Below are 20,673 nucleotides of genomic sequence, written 5' to 3' on the forward strand. Positions count from 1 at the left end.
GATTCCGATACCACCGAGGTGATCGCCGCGGATCCCATCGAATCGGATTCGCAGTCCTGGACCCGAGCCTGGCGCGATATCCGCGACGGGTTCCGGCAGCGCGAACTATGGCTTTCCCTGGGCTGGCAGGACATCAAGCAACGTTATCGGCGGTCGGTGCTGGGTCCGTTCTGGATCACCATCGCCACCGGTGTGCAGGCAACCGCCATCGGCATTCTGTACGCCGCGCTGCTCGGTCAGCCGCTCACCGACTATCTGCCGTATGTGGCGGTCGGCCTGATCGTATGGAACGTCATCAACGCCTCGATCCTGGAAGGCTCCGATGTCTTCGTCGCCAACGAGGGGCTGATCAAACAGCTGCCGTCCGCGTTGAGTGTGCATGTATACCGGCTGGTGTGGCGGCAGATCCTGTTCTTCGCGCACAACTCGGCAATCTATTTCGTGGTGTTGGCGCTGTTCGGTGTCTGGCGCGACCTGCACTGGACCGCGGTGTTCGCGATACCGGCCCTGGTGCTGCTGTTCCTCAACGCCATGTGGGTTTCGGTGCTGTTCGGCATCTTCAGTACTCGTTACCGCGATATCGCGCCGATCCTGGGCAGTATGACGCTGATGCTTTTCGTGCTGACCCCGGTGATGTGGAACACCAAGAGCCTGCACGAGCAGGGCGGTCAGGTCGCCGAACGGGCCCGGCTTGCCGAGGTGGTGCCCACCTACCACTATCTGGAGATCGTGCGCGCGCCGCTGCTCGGCGACGACCAGAAGCTGTACCACTGGGCGATCGTCGGTGCCATCACCGTGGTGGGCTGGATTGCCGCGGCGATCGCGCTGCGCAAGTACCGTTCGCGCGTGCCCTACTGGGTTTAGGAGTCAGGCGATCATGAGTGATCACGTGAGTATCGAAACCCGCAAGGCGTGGGTGGAGTTCCCGATCTTCGACGCTAAGTCCCGATCGCTGAAGAAGGCGTTCCTGGGCAAGGCGGGCGGTTCGATCGGCCGCAACCAGTCCGATGTCGTCGTGGTCGAAGCACTGCGCGATATCAACTTGTCGCTGAAAGAGGGCGACCGGGTGGGCCTGGTCGGCCACAACGGCGCAGGTAAGTCGACGCTGCTGCGGCTGCTTTCCGGGATCTACGAGCCCTCACGCGGCAGTGCCCGGATCCGCGGGCGGGTAGCGCCGGTATTCGATCTCGGGGTCGGGATGGACCCGGAGATCTCCGGATACGAGAACATCATCATCCGCGGCCTGTTCCTGGGGCAGACCCGTAAGCAGATGATGGCGAAGATCGATGAGATCGCCGATTTCACCGAACTGGGCGAATACCTGGCCATGCCGCTGCGCACCTATTCGACCGGTATGCGGGTGCGCCTGGCGATGGGTGTGGTGACCTCTATCGACCCGGAGATCCTGCTCCTCGACGAGGGGATCGGCGCGGTCGACGCCGAGTTCATGAAGAAGGCGCGAATCCGGTTGCAGGAACTGGTCGCCCGGTCGGGCATCCTGGTGTTCGCCAGCCATTCCAACGAATTCCTGGCCCAGCTCTGCGATACCGCGCTGTGGATCGATCACGGCCAGATCCGCTTGCACGGCGGGATCGAAGAGGTCGTGCGGGCCTACGAGGGCCCGGACGCGGGTAATCATGTGGCGACGGTCCTGCGGGAGATCGAAGCCGAGAAGTCCGGTCGTGGCGCCGACGAACAAGCACAGCAGTCGGCCGACGGCGAACGAGAACTGGAGAACAACACAGCATGAGCGAGTCAGGCCCGGAGGCGGAAGCAACGCGTGACCACGCAGGGCCCTCGCTCATGCCCGACGAACACAGCGTGAGCGAGTCAGGCCCGAAGGCGGAAGCGAAGCGTGACCACGCAGGGCCCTCGCTCATGCCCGACGAACACAGCGTGAGCGAGTCAGGCCCGAAGGCGGAAGCGAAGCGTGACCGACCGGAGCCGCCGCTCGTCGCCGATGTCGAGAGCAGCGACGAGCCCGGCCGGGCGACGGAAGCCGAGCGTGCGGGCGCCGAATCCTCCCTCGTGACCGGGGCCGACAGCACCAACGAGCCGGGCACCGACACGGAGACCGAGGGTGATGGCGCCGGGGCCTCCGGGGCAGATCAGCAGAGCATCGGCGGGCCCGGGAGTCCGGCTTCGGGTTCGGATCGGGAGCACAACGCGGGCGCCGCGGTGCTACCGGAGGTCGAGTACGGGCCGGACGCCAAGATCGTCGCCGTGGTGGTGACGCACAAGCGGCGTGATCTGCTCGCCGAATCACTGAAAGCCGTGGCCACTCAATCGCGGGCGGTCGACCATCTGATCGTGATCGACAACGGCAACGAAGCCGAAGTGGCCGAACTCGTGGCGGATCAGCCGATCGAGACCACCTATCTCGGTTCCGCGCACAATCTGGGCGGGGCGGGCGGTTTCGCACTGGGCATGCTGCACGCGCTGAGCCTGGGCGCCGACTGGGTGTGGCTGGCCGACGACGACGGCCGGCCCGAGGGGCCGGAGGTGTTGGCCACCCTGTTCGACTGCGCGCGGCGCCACGAACTGGTAGAGGTCTCACCGGTGGTTTGTGATATCGACGAACCGGATCGGCTGGCCTTCCCGCTGCGGCGCGGCGTGGTGTGGCGGCGGTTGCGTTCCGAACTCGGTGGCGAGGATTTCCTGCCCGGGATCGCCTCGTTGTTCAACGGCGCGCTGATCTCCGCGCAGGCGGTCGATGTGATCGGGGTTCCCGATCTGCGACTGTTCGTACGCGGCGACGAAGTCGAGGTGCACCGCCGGCTGGTGCGGTCGGGGCTACCCTTCGGGACCTGTCTGCAGACGGCGTACCTGCACCCCAACGGCGCGGCCGAGTTCAAGCCGATCCTCGGTGGCCGCATGCACACCCAGTATCCGGACGATCCGGTGAAGCGGTACTTCACCTACCGCAACCGGGGCTATCTCATGTCCCAGCCGGGTATGCGAAAACTGCTGCCGCAGGAATGGATTCGGTTCTCCTGGTTCTTCCTGGTCACTCGGCGCGATCCGGCCGGGCTGCGTGAGTGGTTCCATCTGCGCAGCCTCGGACGCAACGAACAGTTCCAGAAACCGGAATAGCCGGCAGCGCGCGTTTCACCCGAACCGGAGCACTCCCCGGGCAACCAGGGTTGACGGCCGATGCGAGAGATTCCTCCCCGCCGGGTAAGTTCGGCTGGCAATCTGCATGATTCGGGAGGAGATCGATGAGTTACCCCGGCGGTCAGCCGCCACAAGGTCAGCCCGCGCCCGGCCAGTTCCCGCCGCCGCAACAGCAGTACGCGCCGCCGGCGCCGAACCAGGGTGGGCAGCCACAGTATCCAGGGGGGCCGCAGGGCGGCCCGCAGCCGTGGGGCGCGCCGCCCCCGGGCCAGCCGCCGGCCGGATACGGCCAGCCTCCGGGGCAGCCGCAGTACGCGAGCGGCCCCTATCCGCAGCCGACCGGGCAGCCGCCCGCCCAGTTCGGGCAGCCCGGCGCCTTCGGCCAGCCGCCGCAGGCCGCCCCCAGCGACCCACCGGGTATCACGGTGGATTGTTCCTACACCCCGATGGCGTTCCTGCTCGCGATCACCAAACCCAAGATCACCGTGAACGGGCAGCGGGTCCCGAACACCCGGTGGGGGGCGAACCACATTCCGGTCGGCGCCGGCCAGTACCACGTGCGGGTCACCACCCCCTGGTTGTTCGATATGGGCCCGGCCGATGTCGCGGTGCCGGTGCAGCCCGGGCAAGCGGTCCGGTACTACTACCGGACGCCGGCGATGATCTTCCTCAACGGTGCGATCGGCCCGGTGCCGCAGAAGACGCCCGGCATGGTGGTCATGTATGTGATCTTGGCGTTCGTCGCCCTGATCTTCCTGCTGAATATTCTGATGATCGCCACGCTGTGATCGAGGTTCGCACGCGGCGGGGTCGTGACACCCTGCCGCGTGCGTGACCCGACCTGCCCCGGCTCGGAAACCGACACCGTTTGCCCACCATATGACGCCGCGCCCGACTTCCGGGCGCGCTGCGATTCCCGGACAGCGCGGCCCCTGGGCAAGTCCGGACCTGTTGCCTACGCTCGAAACGCAGCGCCGGACGCACGGCGGTCGGCGGCCGCGACAACAGGAGGGCAGGCAATGACAGCAACCGGAGACAAACCGCTGAGCGGCCGGACGATGATCATGTCCGGCGGTAGCCGCGGTATCGGGCTGGAGATCGCCAAACGGGCGGCCGCCGACGGCGCGAACATCACCTTGATCGCGAAAACCGATCAGCCCCACCCCAAACTGCCGGGAACGATCCATACAGCAGCCGCGGAACTGGAAGAGGCCGGAGCGACCGTGCTGCCGTTCGTCGGCGATGTGCGCGTCGACGATTCGGTCGCCGCGGCGGTCCGGGCGACGACCGAACGGTTCGGCGGCATCGATATCGTGGTCAACAATGCCTCGGCCATCGATCTCTCCCCCACCGATTCGCTGGCGATGAAGAAGTACGACCTCATGCAGGACATCAACTGCCGCGGCAGTTTCCTGCTGTCCAAACTGTGCATTCCGGCGCTGCGTGAATCGGCCGCCGCCGGCCGCAATCCGCATATCCTCACCCTGTCCCCGCCGCTGAACCTCGACCCGAAGTGGGCAGGCTCCTCGCTGGGGTACACCATCGCCAAGTACGGGATGTCACTGACGACGCTGGGGCTGGCCGAGGAACTGAAATCCGACGGTGTCGGGGTCAATTCGCTCTGGCCGCGCACCACCATCGCGACCGCGGCCGTGCAGAATCTGCTGGGCGGTGAGGAGATGGTCCGTACTTCGCGGACCCCGGATATCTACGCCGACGCCGCGTACCTGGTACTCACCTCACCGGCCACCGAAACCACCGGCAATTTCTTCATCGACGACGAGGTGCTCGCCGGCCACGGCATCACCGATCTGGACAAGTACCGGGTGACACCGGGCGACGAACCGCTCACCACCGACCTGTTCCTCTGACGCGGGTGGGCCATGCCGGACGCACCGGCATGGCCCACCACCTACGTACCGTCCGGCTCAGCGCGGGTCGGAATCGATCCCGTACAGGCGCTCCCAGTTCTCGCGGCTGGTGAGTTCGGCATGCGCGGCGCGGTAGCGCTGCTGCAGGTCCGGCAATTCCTTGTACAACCGGCGCAGTACCCGCACCGTACGAAGCAGCAGCGCCCGCGCGGTCGCCTTGTCGCGCTTGCGGATCCGGACCCCGGACTGCGAGGCATCGGTGACCACCACGTGGTCGAACAGCGATACATGCCACCAGTGCGCGTCTTCCCGGGTGATCCCGACCAGTCCGGGCTGGACCCGGCCGGTCCACTGCTGGATCGCCCGTTTGATCAGCACGGCCAGCAGACGGCTCGGTTCGCCGCTCGCACGTCGTACCCGGATCTCCGATGCGTCCACCGGAGGAGTCGCCGCGGGATGTTTCATGGTCTCCGTGTAGTCGGAGCGGCTGGTCCGGGCCCGTTTCAGCGGCTCGATACCACCGTCACGCAGGATCGACGGGCCCGCCAGGAAGTCCTCGATGCCCTGCAGGGTGGTGTGCACGAGCCCGTACTGCATCCCGACCAGGTATTCGGAGATATTGCGGAACAGTTGCCGGGTGACCGTGCTCGGATCCAGATCCGCGTGCATCGCGCTGACGATCAGCGAATTGCGGGTGCTGAAATAGCGCGCCCAGTCGTCGAAGTCCTTCCAGTAGAAGTCCGCGTGCCAGACCGCCGCATTGGGCAGTGTGACCGTGACGAACCCGTGTTCGCGGGCGCGGACCCCGTATTCGACATCGTCCCACTGGAAGAAGATCGGCAGCGGAAGCCCGATTTTCTTCACGACCTCGGCCGGGATGAGACAGGTCCACCAGGCGTTGTAGCCGGCGTCGACTCGGCGTTCCTGGTTCTTCTTCAGCATGCTGGTGTTGCGCAGTGCCTTGGGCACCTTCTGGCCGTGCATCAGCCGGTGCAGATGCACATCCTCGGCCCCGACATTGAGGTAGTCGGGATTGAGCAGGAACAGCATCTGCGCGCCTACCAGTGTCGGCTCCACTGTCAGGTTGGCGAAGGCCTGCAACCGCAGTACGGTCTCGGGCTCGCAGAGAATATCGTCGTCCATGAGGATGACGTCGGCGTGCTCGTTGGCCGCGGACACCTCGTAGAGCCCGCGGGTGAAACCGCCCGCGCCGCCGAGATTGGGCTGGCGGATATAGCGCAGTTTCTCCCCGAACATCGCCCGGGTCGCCTGGTACAGCGGCCGGTTCTCCACCAGGTCGGTGCCCTGATCCACCACATACACCGCGTCGAGCGAGCCGAGGACGGTCTGGTCGGAGGCCAGCGCGGCGATGGTTTCGGCGCAGTCCTGGGCACGGTTGAAGGTGCAGATCGCGATGGCCACCGGGCGCACGGTCTCGGGGGCCGTCGCGGTCCAGGTGAGGTCGGAGATCTCCAGGTCGCCGGCGACCGCTTCGAACTCCAGCCACAGGGCTCCGCCATCGACGAACTGGTCCAGCGGCGCGGTCAGCGTCAACGGGCCGCTGGCGGTGACCTCGGCGGTGCCGACGATCCGGCGGTGCCCGGCGATATCGGAGGCCACGATCCGCACTCTGGCGTGCTTACCGACCTGCAGGATCATCGTGGTCTGCACCTCGGTCACCACTGTCCAGCGCTGCCAGTAGCTGGCCGCGAAACGACCGAAGTAGGTGTTGGTATGCGCGGTCGAGCCCTTGTCCAGGTGCAGACTCATCCGGTCGCGGGTGGCACGGCCCTTGACCACCGCATACAGTTCGTCGCTGATCTTCGCCGAGGGTCCGGTGAAGATGCCCCGGGCGAGCACCAGTCTCCGCGGCGCCCGGTGATGTTCGGCGCGCAGCGACTCCGGCGCGACCGCAGCGTGATCGTTCGTCTCGGTAACGGCCTGCATAGCCGACTGGTCCATGAAGTCCTCGAAATCCTTATTGTGCCGACGGGACAGACATGTCCCTGAATACGGTTCGCGGCGGGCCCGAGGATATCAATCAGCCACGCCGGTCGCCCGGTTGGTCGTTTCCCGATCGGAGTCCCCGGTAAACACGAACTTGTCATAAGCCCAATACCGGAACACCACGGCAACTATCTGACCGACCAGTGTTCCGGAGATATTGTCCGCCAGCGCGCTGGACAGATCCAGGATGTACCTGGAGAAACCCAGGCAACCCAATTGCAGACCGATGGCGATCACATTGATCACCGCGTAGCTCAGGTACTCGCGGACCGGGCTGCCGGACTGCTTGTGCGCGAACGTCCACCACTTGTTGCCGAAGTAGGTGACCACCGTGGCCACCCCGATCGCGATGATCTTGGCGGGCAACGGCGCCGAGTACAGGAGACCCTCACCACCCCAGGCGCCCAGGTTGAACACCAGTAGGTTGTAGGTGCCCGCGTCGACCAGGAAGCCGACCACGCCGACGACCAGGAACGCCGCACTCTGCCGCAGCCCGGTCCGCAGCCGCTCGGCCAGCGAACGAGGGGTCGGCGCGTCGGCGGCGACAGCGGCCGTTGACTCACCAGATGACACGCGCCGACGGTACCGTAGTGACCTGAGCCGTCATCTCCGGCACGGCACTGCACGAGCGAGTCGGCACCGGAGGCGGTAGCGCGGCGTAATCGCCGCAGGGGCCCTCGCGCGTGCCCGATCGGCACGGACCCGGTACTCTCCCCGTGTTCCCATATCCGTCGATTTCGAGGATTTGACCAGGTGGAATCCACCGAGCACAGCGTGAGCGAGTCGAGCCCGGAGGCGGCGGCGATGGACTACCAGGCAGGGCCGACGCTGACGCCCGACAGACACAGCATTGCCGAATTGCGTATTGCCGCCGTGGTTCCGTGCCACAACGAAGAAGCTTCGGTCGCCAAGGTCGTCACCGACCTGCAGACCGCGGTGCCCGGAATTGTCGTGTATGTGTACGACAATCTCAGCACCGACGCCACCGCCGAGAAGGCCCGGGCCGCCGGGGCGATCGTTCGCGCGGAGCGGGCGAAGGGCAAGGGCAATGTGGTACGCCGCGCTTTCGCCGATATCGAAGCGGATATCTATCTCATGATCGACGGCGACGACACCTACGAGGCGTCCGCGGCGCCGGCGATGATCGAAACCCTGCTGTCGGGCCCGTACGACCACGTACTCGGCGTCCGGAAACAGGATGCGAACGGGTCGGCCTACCGGGCCGGGCACGAAACCGGGAACAGAGTCCTCAACGGTGTGGTCGGCAAGGTCTTCGGCGAGAACGTGGAGGATATGCTCAGCGGATTCCGGGTGTTCTCCCGCCGCTTCGTGAAGAGCTTTCCCGCGGTATCGCGCGAATTCGAGATCGAAACCGAACTCACCGTGCATTCGCTGCACCTGCGGGTCCCGCAGACGGCGGTCCCGGTGGGTTTCCGGGACCGGCCGGCCGGTAGCGAGAGCAAACTGCGCACCTACCACGACGGTTTCAAGATCCTGGCCCTCATCATCGGATTGGCCAGGCACGAGCGACCGGTCGCCTTCTACGGCCTGCTGGGCACCGTCGGCTGGCTCGTCTCGGTGGTGCTGACCGTCCCGATCGTGATCGAGTACTACGACACCCATACCGTGCCCCGCTTCCCCACCCTGTTCCTCGCCTGCACCCTGCTGCTCGTCGGATTCCTGGCCTGGACCGCGGGACTGATCCTGGACGGTATCCGCCGTTCCCGGCACGAGGCGTCCCGGCTGATCTACCTCCGCTACGAGGCGCCCGGCGCGGGAACGCGGCCGGCGGCGACCGGCGACGCCCGGCCGGACCCGGTGGCCGGGGACATCCGTTGACCGCCGATACCGAGACCCGCCCTGCCGGACCCGAGCAGGCCGCGGGTGGTTCCGCCCTGACCAGGTCCCGTCGAATCGGGGTGGTGCTCATGCGCCGGGTGGGTCCGGCGACTGTCGCGTTCACCCTGCTGGCCGGGATCTTCGGCCTGGTGTTCGCGGTGATGAGCCCCCCTTTCTGGGGTCACGACGAACTCACCCAGTTCGGGCGGGCCTACCAGGTCGCCCACCGTGGCCTGACACCCACCCGCATCGAGGACGACCGCGGTGTCTCCTACGGCGGCGAGGTACCGGCGGCCGTCGAGGCCTTGATGGGGTACGCGCTGAACGACTACTCCCACAATCCGGGCGAACCCTATCCCGATGTGGCCGATCCCGGCGCCTACCAGCGGCTCGGCGATGCCCCGATCACCGATGAACGCAAGATCATCTGGTTCACCAACACCGCCGCCTACTCCGCGGTTCCCTATGTGCCCAATGCGATCGGTATCCGCTTCGCGGAGCTGATCGACGCCGACGCCGGCACCATGGTGCGCCTGACCCGGCTGTCCGGGCTGGCCGCCTACCTGCTGGTGGTCGGCTTCGCGCTGTGGGCGTTGCGGAAACACCGCATCCAGTGGCTGGCGTTCACTGTCGCCGTCCTGCCCATCGCGGTGTTCCAGGCCGGAACGGTCACCGCCGACACTCTCACCAACGCACTGGCCGTCCTGGTCTCGGTGCTACTGGTGAAAGGTCTGTTCCTCGGTGAGCGGCTGGGCCGTATCGAAACCGTCGCGGTGCTGGGTACCGCCATCCTGCTGCCGTTGTGCAAACCGACGTATGTGCTGCTGGCGATGCTGGTGGTGCTGATACCGGCCGCACGGATGGGACTCGACGGGTGGCGCCGCCGGCTCACCTGGGCCTGCGCCGCGCTCGGCGCGATCGGGTTCGCGATGTGGATGAAGATCGCCGCACCCACCGGCGAGGGCACCAGCCTGATGCGGCCGCGGGACCAGTGGTACACCGTCGACACCGGCGAACAGTTGACCGGGATCATCACCGGCCCGTTCGGCTTCCTGCGGACCTTCTGGGAGAGCATTCTGCGGCGCGACCAGGAATGGTTCACCGAATTCTTCGGTGAGCTCGGTTTCGCCTATATCGACGTGCCCGCCACCGCGGTCGTGGCCTGCCTGCTCGCCTTCGCGGTGAGTGTAGGGATGGCGGAACGGTTCGAACAGCCGGATTTCCGGCGCACGCTGGTGGTCGCGCTGACCATGGCGGCCAGTGTCGCGATGATCTACGTGACGCTCTACATGTCCTTCACCCCGGTCGGCTACTACATCATCGACGGTGTGCAGGGCCGCTACTTCATTCCGTTGGCGATCGTATCGTTCGCGGTACTGCTGCGCTGGATGCCTTTCCGGCTCCGCGGTCCCGGCGACCGCGCCCCGGGCCGCTACGCAGCGGTGACCATCGTTGTCGCGGCATTGATCTCACTGACGACCTCGGTGGCGAAGTACCACATCTACGTCTGGGCGTGATCATCGAGCATCGACGATCAGGGACCGGGCGTATTCACGGGTGCGCGACGGTGCGCTCCCCCGCGTCGGCGTAGGCACGTTCGGTGGCTGCTTTCACCGGTCGCCACCAGGATTCGTGCTCCCGATACCAGGCGACGGTGGCGGCGAGTCCGGCCCGGAAGTCGGCGAAACGGGGCGTCCAGCCGAGTTCGGTACGGAGCGGACCCGAATCGATCGCATAGCGCTGGTCATGTCCGGCCCGATCGGTGACATGGTCGAAATCGCCCGGATCGCGGCCGAATTCGGCAAGCAGCAGTTCTACCACCGTGCGGTTGTCCAGTTCACCGTCGGCCCCGATCAGATAGGTGCGGCCGACCCGGCCCCGTTCGAGTACATCCCAGACCGCACGGTTGTGGTCCTCCACGTGGATCCAGTCACGGATCTGATGGCCCGCGCCGTACAGCCGCGGCCGTACACCGTCGATCAGATTGGTGATCTGGCGCGGAATGAACTTCTCCACATGCTGATACGGCCCGTAATTGTTCGAGCAGTTCGACAGTGTGGCGCGGAGGCCGAAGGAACGCACCCAGGCGCGGACGAGCATATCGCTGGCGGCTTTGGTCGCCGAGTACGGACTCGACGGGTTGTAGGCCGTGCGTTCGGAGAACGGTGGCTCGTCGGGCGCGAGGTCCCCGTAGACCTCGTCGGTGGAGACATGGTGGTAGCGCACATCGTGGCGCCGGACCGCCTGTAGCAGCGAATAGGTGCCGACGATATTGGTCTGCACGAAGGGCCAGGGCTCGGCCAGCGAGTTGTCGTTGTGCGATTCCGCGGCGAAATGGACGACCGCGTCCACACCGCTGACCAGTTCGTCGACGAGGTCCAGATCGGCGATATCGCCGTGCACGAAGTCGATCCGATCGGCCACCGGGTCGAGTGAGGCACGGTTGCCCGCGTAGGTGAGCGCGTCCAGCACGATCACCGTCGTATCCGGCCGTTCGGCGACGGTGTGCTGCACGAAGTTGGCTCCGATGAAGCCGGCTCCACCGGTCACGAGTAGACGCACCCGTTCACTCTACGTCCCGTCCCACACTCCTTCGGGCGGCCTTCCGAACGAGCTGTACAGATGATTCCGGCACAGTGATCGCCGCGCGACGGGCAGCGAGCAAACTCGGAGAACAGGCACGAACTGAAAACAGTCCGTTCGGTCTCTCTTTTGCCGATGTGAAAATCTCCGGCACCCCACCGAGCAACGCCCGTGCCGGTGAGGCGAGTGTGAAGGAGGGTATACGAACGGTTTACGGTCTCTTGGCGCCATTCCGCGCGAATGGCCGCAGTCCGTTTCCGTTCTCCCACGAGGTGACCAGATGCTCGTCAGAAAATTCACCGCTACCTCTGCGCTGCTGATCGCCGCGCTCGGTATCGCCACCGGCAGTACGCACGCCGAACCCCTTCCCGCACCGGCACCGGTCGGCTTCACCGGCCAGGTCGTCGGAAACCAGTCCGTCATCACCACCGACTCGGGGACCATGGCGGTCGCCGGCGATACCTTCGAGATCCGGTCCGCCGACGGCACGGTCCTGGCCGGAACCCCCCTGAAGTTCCGGCTCGACGATTTCGAGTTGCCGATCACCGCCGAGATCTCCGGCAATACCGCGACCCTCACCCCGGTGCTGGATCCTGCCCGCGCCGAATACCGCCCGGTCGCTCTGCCCTATGAGGATTCCGCGCCCTGGAAAACCCCCTACGACCGTGAGGTGGCAGCCTTCACCCGGCTGAAGGACACCATCGCCACCGGCGCCTCGCTCGGCACCCTGGTGGGTGGTCTGGGTGGCGCGGGGCTGGGGTGCGTGCTCGGCGGTATCGCCGGAGCGACCGTCGCCGCGGCGACCATCATCGGCCTCTTCGGGCCCTTCGTCCCGGCCGCCGTTATCGGCTGCCTCGGCGGCATCATCGGGGTGGGCGCTCTCGGTACGGTGGCGGGACAACTGCTGATCACCGCTCCGGTAGCCGTCGGAGCCTTGATCCAGTACTTCTCCACGATCAATTCCCCGTTCCCGGGCAAATGACCGGCCCGACAGACCAGGTGTAGCCGACGGCCCGGCTTTCGTTCCGATCCGGAGGAGCGGTTGCGCACGCGGGGCACGCCCGGACGGTGGAAACCGTCCGGGCGCACCATCGAGTCTCCGGCCCGGGACGGATGTGTCGCTCGGTGTGGTGCGCCGACCCGGAGCAGGCCGACATCCGGATCGATCCTTCCTCGGTTTCCCGTACCAGGTCGGCCGGTAACCCTCGGCGGTGAAATATTCGCGGGTAGGCGCGGCGTTGGCTCCTGTCATGAAGATCGGCGTCAACACCTTCCTGACCGACGAGGGGATCAACGGGACCGTGCTCGGTCCGGCGCTGGAGGAACGCGGCTTCGAATCGCTGTTCCTCGCCGAGCATTCGCATATCCCCGCGAACCGGCAGTCCCCGTACCCCGGCGGCGGCGAGTTGCCCCGGGTCTATTTCCGCACCCTCGACCCGTTCGTCGTGCTCGGCGCGATAGCGGCGGTCACCGACCGGCTCGTCCTCGGTACCGGGGTCACCCTGCTGGTCCAGCGCGATGTCATCCACACCGCTAAGGAGGTCGCGACCCTCGACCAGATCTCCGGCGGCCGGGCGGTCTTCGGGGTGGGTGTCGGCTGGAACCGGGAGGAGATGGCCGACCACGGCACCGATCCACGTACCCGCGGCGCCCTGCTCGACGAGCAGCTCGAAGCGATCGTCCGGATCTGGACCACCGATCTCGCCGAATATCACGGAAAGTTCGTCGATTTCGATCCGATGTACGCCTGGCCCAAACCGCACCGGCAGCCCCACCCGCCCATCTTCATCGGCGGTGGCGAGGCAGCGGCCCGGCGCGCGATCCGGCACGGGGTGGGATGGATACCCAACGGCGTATCCGATGCCGCCGCGGTAGCACCCCAGCTGGCGGATTTCACCGGCAGTGGTCTACCGGTCACCGTCACCCCGGCCCCGCCGGACCCGGCGGTACTCGACGCCTATGCCGAGGCCGGAGTGGAGCGGGTGACTCTGAAACTGGAAACTCGGCCGGAAGCGGACTCACTGCGCGACCTGGACGAATTGGCGAAACTGATCGAGCGGTACCCGAACTGAACAGTCAGCCGGTGGACAGCCGGGTGGCACCCCAGCTGCGATGGACGTAGCCGACCACCCGGTCCAGTTCTTCCCTGGCCACCGACGCCTGCTCACCGGGCTCCAGCGGATCGAAGTGGAAGATATAGAGACGCGAGGCGAACTGCTCGAATGGCAGGGACGCTTCGCCGAACCGTTCACCGTGGCCGGCGGTACCGACCACTACCCCGTCGCCCCAGTCCTGTCCGCTGTCGTTGTTGGGGTTGTAGAAGTAGACCCGCATGCGTTCCTGCGGGTCCAGCGCCACCCGCAGGATCGTGATCGCATGCCAGCCGACGAAGCGGGCGGCACTGTCGGTCACCGCGACACCGGCCGGCTGCGGGTGGATCAGCGGCTGGTTGCCGTTGTGGAAAGGGTGGTAGCCGGCATAGAAGTGCCGGAGGAACTCGTCGAGATCGGTCAGGTTACCGGTGGCCACATCGACATTGATCCGGAACCCGCGGCCCGACCACCAGCCGTGGAATTCGGGATTGACCCAGCGATGCGGATCGCCGTCCCGGTCGGCGCAGCGACGGCCCATCTCCGCGTAGATCCGGTCCAGATGCGGCACGACCAGCAGTGATAACGGATCGAGGTCCATCGGCAGTTCGGTGGCGAGCCCGGTGGCACTATCGCGGGAGGAAATCGAATCCCCCTCGAAGTGCATCACGATCTCGTCGTCGCGCGCGGCCCAGGCCAGCGTCTGCAGCAGATAGTCGGGGTCGTTGTAGGCCCACATGGACAACGCCCGCGCGGACTGGCAGGTCGGATTGTCGCCCTGTCCGATTCCCAGTGGCAGCCCCAGCACCGACAACATGCCCGACAGCAGCCGGGCGTGGGGCGCGGGATCCGGGCCGAATGCCTGGGTGAGCCGCTGCCGGGAATACGCCGACAGCTGCAGTGCCAGTTGCCGCCACAGCGCCGGAGCGACCGGGGGCTGGTAGAGGATGCCGCGTTCCAGCATCAGCGCCAGCCCGTAGATAGACTGGGCCGTCTCGACGTGCACGGCCTCGTCGATCAGTTTCCGCACCAATTCGTGGTAACACAGCAGGCATTCGCGTCCGGTACTGGACAAGCCCAGCGCTTCCCCCAAGAGGTACTCACCCTTGCCCAGCAGGAATCTCAGCAGAACAGCGTGGTAGGGCGAGACCAGACCCGTATCGTGCATCGATCGCGCGAAACCCGCGGTCTCGTACTGCAGCCCACTGTCGTCCATCGTCTCCAGCCGGGCTCGGTACACCTCCACACCGGGGTCCTCGCGGCAGGCATCGGTGGTGCCGTAGAGGCTGCTGATCAACCGATCCGCGCCCAGCCCACCCGCACCCAGATCGATATCGGGATTACTTCGCGCGACGGCGATCTGCGTGATCATCTGTTTGACCGATTCGACCTGGATCGGGCGCTGGCGCAAGATCCGCCAGATCTCGTCGACCAGGTTCTCGAGGACCTTCTCGTAGCCGACCTCCTCCACCAGATGGCGCAGCAACTCCCGGGACAGCTGGGCCATCCGTCCCTGCTGCGTCCGCTCGGCCTCGGTCGGCGGGGTGAACAGCAGCGACAGATTGATCGCCAGCACCTGCGAGAGGTGGTGGTGGGCCTGCTCGGCGGAAACCAGCGGATGCACGTAGTCACCCTTGGCGACCTCGAGAAAACGCAGGTTGCTCACCGTCTCCAGGACGACGGTGTCCGGATTGGTGCTGCGCAGCGAACCGCTGCTCAGGGTCGGGATGAGGATCTGCGGACGGGCCCAATCGGTACCGAGGAACAGTCCGGCGATGTCCAGTCGTGCCGCACGTGCCCGCACCGCGGCGCAGCCGCCGGGCAACAGCAGTACCCGGCGCAGTGCGCCGAATACACGCGACAACTTCACCTGCTTGCCGAAATCACCGGCATCCGCAAGCGCCTGGGTGGCGTCGTCCAGTCTGGCCAGATGCCTGTCCAGGGACTCCCCACCGCTGTTGAGTGGACTCAATCGCCGAACCTCCCCGACGAACCCGTTGCCGACAACGGATCAGATATAGAAATCGAGCTCTTCCTGTCTTTTCAAAAGATCTCGGAGAGTGTACGGGTCGTCTCCGAAGAAGTACAGAAGACCCCAATGGTTTCCGAATGCCGTACGTTTCATTACTTTCTCGGTCAGCGGCGAGGAGAGTTCATGTGACTCGAAATATTCATGATCCTCGGTCTCCTCCGGTACGGACAATCGGCTGACAACCCGCCGGCGCGGGTAGACCCCGAAAGTGCCCGAATGCCCCTTGGCGTCGACCACTTCCTTCGGGAAAAAATCTTCGATCTCCTCTTCTGTGGTCTTCGGATCGAAGGCGAGAACCAACCCGTGGTAGGCGTTGAATCCATACGACCGCTCCAGCAATTCGAACACTTTGAAACCCGGCGGCCGGTAGGCCACCTCCCCGAAGTACATCTCGCCGTCGCTGGTGACGAAGTACTCGGGATGAACGAAACCGAAATCGATATCGAAGGTCTTGATCAGGCGTTCCACCTGACGGGTGATCTCCGGACGGTACTGCTCCAACTCCGGGGTCGCCGGAACGAAAACCGAATATCCGAGTGTCACGTATTCGGAAATGTTCAGGAACCGGATCTTCCCATCGTGAATCCAGGCCTCGACGGCGAATTCCCATCCGTCGAGATGGGATTCCATGAGGACGGGGAAATCGTCGTCGGGGATCGTCTCGATCTCATCGGGTGTCCTGATCACCCGGTGGCCGAGGCAACCGGCCTTGTCGAAGGCCTTGATATGGATGGGGTCGTTGGGGTCGCCGTCGAGTTTCATCAAGGTCTGGTTGACCCGTTTGAGAAAACGGATGACGTCGTCGCGCTCGTGCGCCTCCTCGAAAATACCCACCCGGATTCCGCCGAGCTGCGCCCGCCGTTTCATCAGGGCTTTGTCGCGCAACAACATCGCCTGACCGAACAACCGCGGGTTGTCCATCAGCACCGAGTTGATCGCACCTGCCCATTCCACGGTCTCCTCGAAGATCGGGATGGCGACGTCCACACCCATATCCCGGAGCGTTTCGGCGATCTCCACCGAACGCTCGTTGAGCCTTTCGAAATTCCAGGGAATGTATGGGATATCATGTTCGGCGCAGTAGCCCTCCGCCCAATCCGGGGCCACGACCACATATCGCCGGTCGAATCGATCGATCGCCTCGACCGCGTTCAGACTCCAGCCCAGAAGTGCTATATACCCTTTGTTCGGGTTTCGATTTCTTGATTCCAAATCCGGAACCGACAAAGCCTATCCCCTCTCAATCCCTTTTCCTGCTCTTATCAGATCTCGAGGGCGCAATATCACCGCCGTACACGGAAAACCGCGCCGGCACGGAATTCGGGCGGATACTCGACCGAATCCTCAGCAAAATATCGAAACGGATCTGGATCGGACCGCTGTATCGCCCTCATTTTTCCTGGGTACCCACTGACCCCGATACCAAACTGTGCCGGCGACGTAACGAACCGCGTACATGCCCCGGGCGCTGGGCGCGCACCGCGGGCCGGTCCGGTTCCGGCCGCCGGTCCGGACCTCCCGGAACCACCGCCGCACGCAGCCCCTTGCGCGCGAGCTGGCACACTGACCGAACATGCGCGGAATCATTCTGGCGGGCGGCACCGGGTCGCGTTTGCATCCGATCACGCGCGGGGTGAGCAAACAGCTGGTCCCGGTCTACGACAAACCGATGGTCTACTACCCCCTGTCCACTCTGATGCTGGCCGGAATCCGGGACATCCTCGTGATCACCACACCCGAGGACGCCGAATCCTTCACCCGGCTCCTCGGCGACGGCTCCCAGTTCGGCATCTCGATCGACTACGTCGTACAGCCGGTTCCCGACGGCCTCGCCCGCGCGTTCGTATTGGGCGCCGACCACATCGGCAGCGATCGCGCCGCGCTGGTCCTGGGCGACAACATCTTCCACGGGCCCGGTCTCGGCACCAGCCTGCACCGGTTCGCCGAAATCGACGGCGGCGCCATCTTCGCCTACCGGGTATCGGACCCGACCGCCTACGGGGTGGTCGAATTCGCCGAAGGCAAGGCGGTTTCCATCGAAGAGAAACCGAAGCTCCCGCGATCCAACTACGCGATCCCTGGGCTGTACTTCTACGACAACGACGTGGTCGAGATCGCGCGCGGACTGCGCCCCTCGGCCCGCGGCGAATACGAGATCAGCGATATCAACCGGGCCTACCTGGACGCCGACAAGCTCAATGTCGATCTCCTGGCCCGGGGCACCGCGTGGCTCGACACCGGGACATTCGACTCACTGCTGGACGCCGCCAACTACGTCCGCACGATCGAGGAGCGCCAAGGCCTGAAGATCGGCGTACCGGAGGAGGTCGCGTGGCGAATGGGCTATATCGACGACGAGCAGCTGTGCCTGCTCGCCGACCCGCTCACCCGCTCCGGCTACGGTGAGTACCTGCTCGATCTGCTCGAGCGCGGACGAAGTTGGTGAGTGGGTAGATGCGGATCAGTGAAATGTCGATCCCCGGCGCCTGGGTTTTCACTCCGAAGATCCACGGCGACGATCGGGGCGCCTTCGCCGAGACCTTCCGGGCCTCGGAATTCGAGAAGGCCACCGGCCGGTCCTTCGATCTGCTCCAGGTCAACACGTCGGTCTCCGCTGCCGGAGTACTGCGCGGTATCCACTACACCGACGATCCGCCGGGTCAGGCCAAGTACGTGACCTGTGGGAGCGGAGCGTTCCTCGACGTCGTTGTCGACCTGCGGGCCGGTTCGCCCACCTTCGGCCGGTGGGACAGCGTGGTGCTCGACGATATCGACCGCCGCTCGATCTTCCTGTCCGAGGGCCTGGGGCACGCCGTGCTCTCGCTGCAGGACGGTTCGGTCCTCACTTACCTGTGTTCGCTCGAGTACAGCCCTGAACACGACCACGATCTGGATGCCTTCGACGCGGACCTGGCGATCGAGTGGCCGGAGACGGGCCGCGACGGTCAACGACTCACCTATTTGCGTTCCGCCAAGGACTCAGCGGCGCCACCACTGCGGAGCAGCTGAAGCCATACCGCTGCGAGTGATTCGGCTCGCAGTCACCGAATTATTCGCCCGCTCGACCGATGAGCGATTCGCCATAGCCGGGTTGTTTCCGGGGGCCGCGACGGAACCGCCAGAACTGCACGGCCCGTACATCCTCTGACAGCTGGTTCACCGGTTCCCGGTTCGGGGCGGGGGTCCGCCCCTTCGGCTGCAGCCGCGTCGGCGAAGCGTTGCGCCGCCTCGGCCCGCCAACTGAGTTTCCGCAAAATTCGCCGACTCGGCGATTCCGCAGTATCGTCCTGCTCCGGCGGTCTCACTCCGGCGCCATCGGCCGGTGCGGGGGGAACCGCCGGCTCAGGTGCTCCGGCCACCGCCGGACCGGTTCTCGGGGATTCGTCCGCTGCCTCGCTGGCCATAGCGGGATCCTCCCCGGATTCCGCGCGCGAAGCCAACCAGGATCTCGACGATCGTCCAGTACCAGTGGATGTCGACTGTTGCCACAAATGAGAGGAAGCCGACAGTCGAAAAAAATCCCTGGAACGGCGTAACGCCCCGGGCACCCGGCACCGATACGACCCATGAAAGCCGGAGCTTATCTATACCGGGGAATGGAGATGACAGTGCGTACGACGTTTTCGACTTCCGTCTCGGCGGCCGCGAAGTCCGCTGCCGCGCGGGATTACGCCCAGCGTGGCTGGACGGTCGCCGAAACGACCAACGGTTTGTGCCTGATCACCGATGAAGACCTATCCGCCGTCGAGGTCACCGGGGAGTTGGCCGCGTCGGTCCGCCGCTACATGCGTGCGAACAATCTGACCGGTCCGATCATCGAGATCCCGGGCGCCGAGCGCCGGGAGATCCACCTCGTCACCGGAATGCGCAAAGCCCCGCGTGCGGTCGAGGCGCTCCGGGAAGCCGGTGCGGTCGTGCACACCGATGGCGACGGTATCCCGCTGCCCCCCACTCACCTCTCGGCCGGTTCGGCCAGCTGGGGCGTGGGCCCGGAGGAAGCCCGCTGGATCCCGCCCGTGGTCGCGATCGGCGCGGCAGTACGTTCGGTACGCGCCCGGCGGCCGCAGCGGCTGGCCAGCGTCGCCTGCGCCTGAGACACCTGCCGCGATCACCGCGGCATCCGTAACACCCGACAGCGGTGAGCCCCGGCCGTAGCAGACGGCCGGGGCTCACTCTCGTGCGCCGAATCAGCGGATACGGAAGATGACCAGGCGCTGAACCACGAAGTTGATCACCGTGGCCGTGCCCTGGGCAATGACGTAGGCCAGCGGGACGCGCCACCACACGCCCTCGTCGAAGGCGTGATAGAAGATCCAATTGATACCCACCTGCACGCAGAAGGTCACCGCGTAGAGGATCACCACCGCGATGAATCTCGCCCGGCTCGGCTCCGCGTTGAAGGTCCACCGGCGGTTGATCAGATAGGCCGTCGTGGTGCCGGCGATGAACCCGATCGCTTTGGCGATATTGACCGGCAGGCCGACCGCCTCCAGCAACAGCACGTAGAGCCCGAAGTCGACCACGGCCGACAGCGCGCCGGTGACGGCGAAGCGCACCAGCTGCGTCACCAGCCCGAGCTGCACACCCTCCGGGCCGGGATTCACCGGGTTCTCCTGCTCGGCCTCGGGTTCGGCGATCTCCGGTTCGGCGATCTCCGGTTCGAGGTTCTCGGGTTCGGGGTGCTCCGGTCCGGGCACTGCGACGGCCGGCTCCTCGGCCGAGACAGAAATTTCCCCGGCACCACCCGGCACCACCCGAGCGCTCCGGCCTACTGCATTGCTTTCTGGGCCCACCGACGAAAATGTACTTGTCCGGAGCCGCCCAAGGGCCCGCGGGTTGCCATCCCCCGAGAAAGTAGCCACCCGCCTTCTGCCTTCTCCGGATGGTCCACCTCAGTGGTCGGGGCCCGCCCCGGTTCTGGAGCGACGAAGCGATGGAGCGCAGCGACTGAGCGTAGGAGTGAAGAACCGGGGTTAATAGGGCCCCGACCGCCCCGCCGCAGGCGGGGCAAACAACACAGTCGGGGCCCGCCCCAGTTCTGGAGCGACAGAGCGATGGAGCGCAGCGACTGAGCACCGGAGTGAAGAACCGGGGTCACGAGGGCCCCGACCCGCAGCGCCGAAGGCGACGCCATCAA

Annotated in this window: 18 protein-coding genes; 12 read left to right on the forward strand and 6 right to left on the reverse strand. The window is 65.6% G+C overall.

The features are described from left to right. The first annotated feature begins 18 nt into the window (after positions 1-18). The 5 genes from wzm (at position 19) to OG405_RS24960 (ending at position 4,985) form a co-directional block, all read left to right on the forward strand. Positions 19-864 carry a galactan export ABC transporter permease subunit Wzm/RfbD gene (wzm, locus tag OG405_RS24940; protein ID WP_442790789.1) on the forward strand — a complete coding sequence of 282 codons (846 nt, stop codon included), beginning with the start codon at positions 19-21 and terminating at the stop codon, positions 862-864. A 13-nt stretch (positions 865-877) separates the two neighbouring features. Next, on the forward strand, positions 878-1,750 hold the full coding sequence (gene wzt / locus OG405_RS24945; RefSeq protein ID WP_327148850.1) for a galactan export ABC transporter ATP-binding subunit Wzt/RfbE: 873 nt from the start codon (positions 878-880) through the stop codon (positions 1,748-1,750). Between the two features lie 428 nt (positions 1,751-2,178). Continuing rightward, positions 2,179-3,093, forward strand: coding sequence for a galactofuranosyltransferase GlfT1 (glfT1, locus tag OG405_RS24950; protein WP_327152506.1), 915 nt, complete (start codon positions 2,179-2,181; stop codon positions 3,091-3,093). A 125-nt stretch (positions 3,094-3,218) separates the two neighbouring features. Then, positions 3,219-3,902, forward strand: coding sequence for a hypothetical protein (locus tag OG405_RS24955; protein ID WP_327148851.1), 684 nt, complete (start codon positions 3,219-3,221; stop codon positions 3,900-3,902). Between the two features lie 231 nt (positions 3,903-4,133). Further along, complete coding sequence (locus OG405_RS24960) at positions 4,134-4,985, forward strand: SDR family oxidoreductase (protein ID WP_327148852.1); 852 nt, start codon at positions 4,134-4,136, stop codon at positions 4,983-4,985. A 57-nt stretch (positions 4,986-5,042) separates the two neighbouring features. Here OG405_RS24960 and OG405_RS24965 read toward each other — a convergent pair whose 3' ends face one another. Both OG405_RS24965 and OG405_RS24970 read right to left on the reverse strand, forming a co-directional pair. After that, positions 5,043-6,947 (reverse strand): glycosyltransferase, encoded by a 1,905-nt coding sequence (locus tag OG405_RS24965; RefSeq protein WP_327148853.1) that lies wholly within the window; start codon positions 6,945-6,947, stop codon positions 5,043-5,045. A gap of 75 nt (positions 6,948-7,022) precedes the next feature. Then, a complete protein-coding gene (locus OG405_RS24970; RefSeq protein WP_327148854.1) occupies positions 7,023-7,565 on the reverse strand; it encodes a GtrA family protein in 543 nt (180 codons plus the stop codon). A 180-nt stretch (positions 7,566-7,745) separates the two neighbouring features. On the opposite strand from OG405_RS24970, the gene OG405_RS24975 reads away from it, so the two are divergent. Then, complete coding sequence (locus tag OG405_RS24975) at positions 7,746-8,831, forward strand: glycosyltransferase (protein WP_327148855.1); 1,086 nt, start codon at positions 7,746-7,748, stop codon at positions 8,829-8,831. Further along, a complete protein-coding gene (locus tag OG405_RS24980; RefSeq protein WP_327148856.1) occupies positions 8,828-10,348 on the forward strand; it encodes a DUF2142 domain-containing protein in 1,521 nt (506 codons plus the stop codon). Before OG405_RS24975 ends, OG405_RS24980 begins: the two co-directional genes overlap by 4 nt. 34 nt (positions 10,349-10,382) lie before the next feature. Here OG405_RS24980 and rfbB read toward each other — a convergent pair whose 3' ends face one another. After that, a complete protein-coding gene (gene rfbB, locus OG405_RS24985; protein ID WP_327148857.1) occupies positions 10,383-11,393 on the reverse strand; it encodes a dTDP-glucose 4,6-dehydratase in 1,011 nt (336 codons plus the stop codon). A gap of 301 nt (positions 11,394-11,694) precedes the next feature. On the opposite strand from rfbB, the gene OG405_RS24990 reads away from it, so the two are divergent. Together OG405_RS24990 and OG405_RS24995 are read left to right on the forward strand one after the other, a co-directional pair. Next, positions 11,695-12,396, forward strand: coding sequence for a hypothetical protein (locus tag OG405_RS24990; RefSeq protein WP_327148858.1), 702 nt, complete (start codon positions 11,695-11,697; stop codon positions 12,394-12,396). A gap of 268 nt (positions 12,397-12,664) precedes the next feature. Next, positions 12,665-13,486 carry an LLM class F420-dependent oxidoreductase gene (locus tag OG405_RS24995; RefSeq protein ID WP_327152507.1) on the forward strand — a complete coding sequence of 274 codons (822 nt, stop codon included), beginning with the start codon at positions 12,665-12,667 and terminating at the stop codon, positions 13,484-13,486. 4 nt (positions 13,487-13,490) lie between these two features. On the opposite strand, the gene OG405_RS25000 is transcribed toward OG405_RS24995, so the two are convergent. Both OG405_RS25000 and OG405_RS25005 read right to left on the reverse strand, forming a co-directional pair. Then, the gene (locus OG405_RS25000; protein ID WP_327148859.1) at positions 13,491-15,476 is read right to left on the reverse strand and encodes a hypothetical protein; all 1,986 of its coding nucleotides are present in this window, start codon (positions 15,474-15,476) and stop codon (positions 13,491-13,493) included. 39 nt (positions 15,477-15,515) lie between these two features. After that, positions 15,516-16,556, reverse strand: coding sequence for an ATP-grasp domain-containing protein (locus OG405_RS25005; protein ID WP_327152508.1), 1,041 nt, complete (start codon positions 16,554-16,556; stop codon positions 15,516-15,518). Positions 16,557-17,109: 553 nt separating this feature from the next. Between OG405_RS25005 and rfbA the strand changes: the two genes are divergently transcribed. The 3 genes from rfbA to OG405_RS25020 all read left to right on the forward strand — a co-directional run bounded on the left by rfbA (position 17,110) and on the right by OG405_RS25020 (position 19,630). Beyond that, on the forward strand, positions 17,110-17,982 hold the full coding sequence (gene rfbA / locus OG405_RS25010) for a glucose-1-phosphate thymidylyltransferase RfbA (RefSeq protein ID WP_327148860.1): 873 nt from the start codon (positions 17,110-17,112) through the stop codon (positions 17,980-17,982). Between the two features lie 8 nt (positions 17,983-17,990). Continuing rightward, positions 17,991-18,545 carry a dTDP-4-dehydrorhamnose 3,5-epimerase family protein gene (locus OG405_RS25015; RefSeq protein ID WP_327148861.1) on the forward strand — a complete coding sequence of 185 codons (555 nt, stop codon included), beginning with the start codon at positions 17,991-17,993 and terminating at the stop codon, positions 18,543-18,545. 587 nt (positions 18,546-19,132) lie between these two features. Beyond that, a complete protein-coding gene (locus OG405_RS25020) occupies positions 19,133-19,630 on the forward strand; it encodes a hypothetical protein (protein ID WP_327152509.1) in 498 nt (165 codons plus the stop codon). Positions 19,631-19,723: 93 nt separating this feature from the next. Here OG405_RS25020 and OG405_RS25025 read toward each other — a convergent pair whose 3' ends face one another. Beyond that, positions 19,724-20,140 carry a GtrA family protein gene (locus OG405_RS25025; RefSeq protein WP_327152510.1) on the reverse strand — a complete coding sequence of 139 codons (417 nt, stop codon included), beginning with the start codon at positions 20,138-20,140 and terminating at the stop codon, positions 19,724-19,726. Between the last annotated feature and the right edge of the window lie 533 nt (positions 20,141-20,673).

The sequence above is a fragment of the Nocardia sp. NBC_01329 genome, from assembly GCF_035956715.1.
GTDB lineage: Bacteria > Actinomycetota > Actinomycetes > Mycobacteriales > Mycobacteriaceae > Nocardia.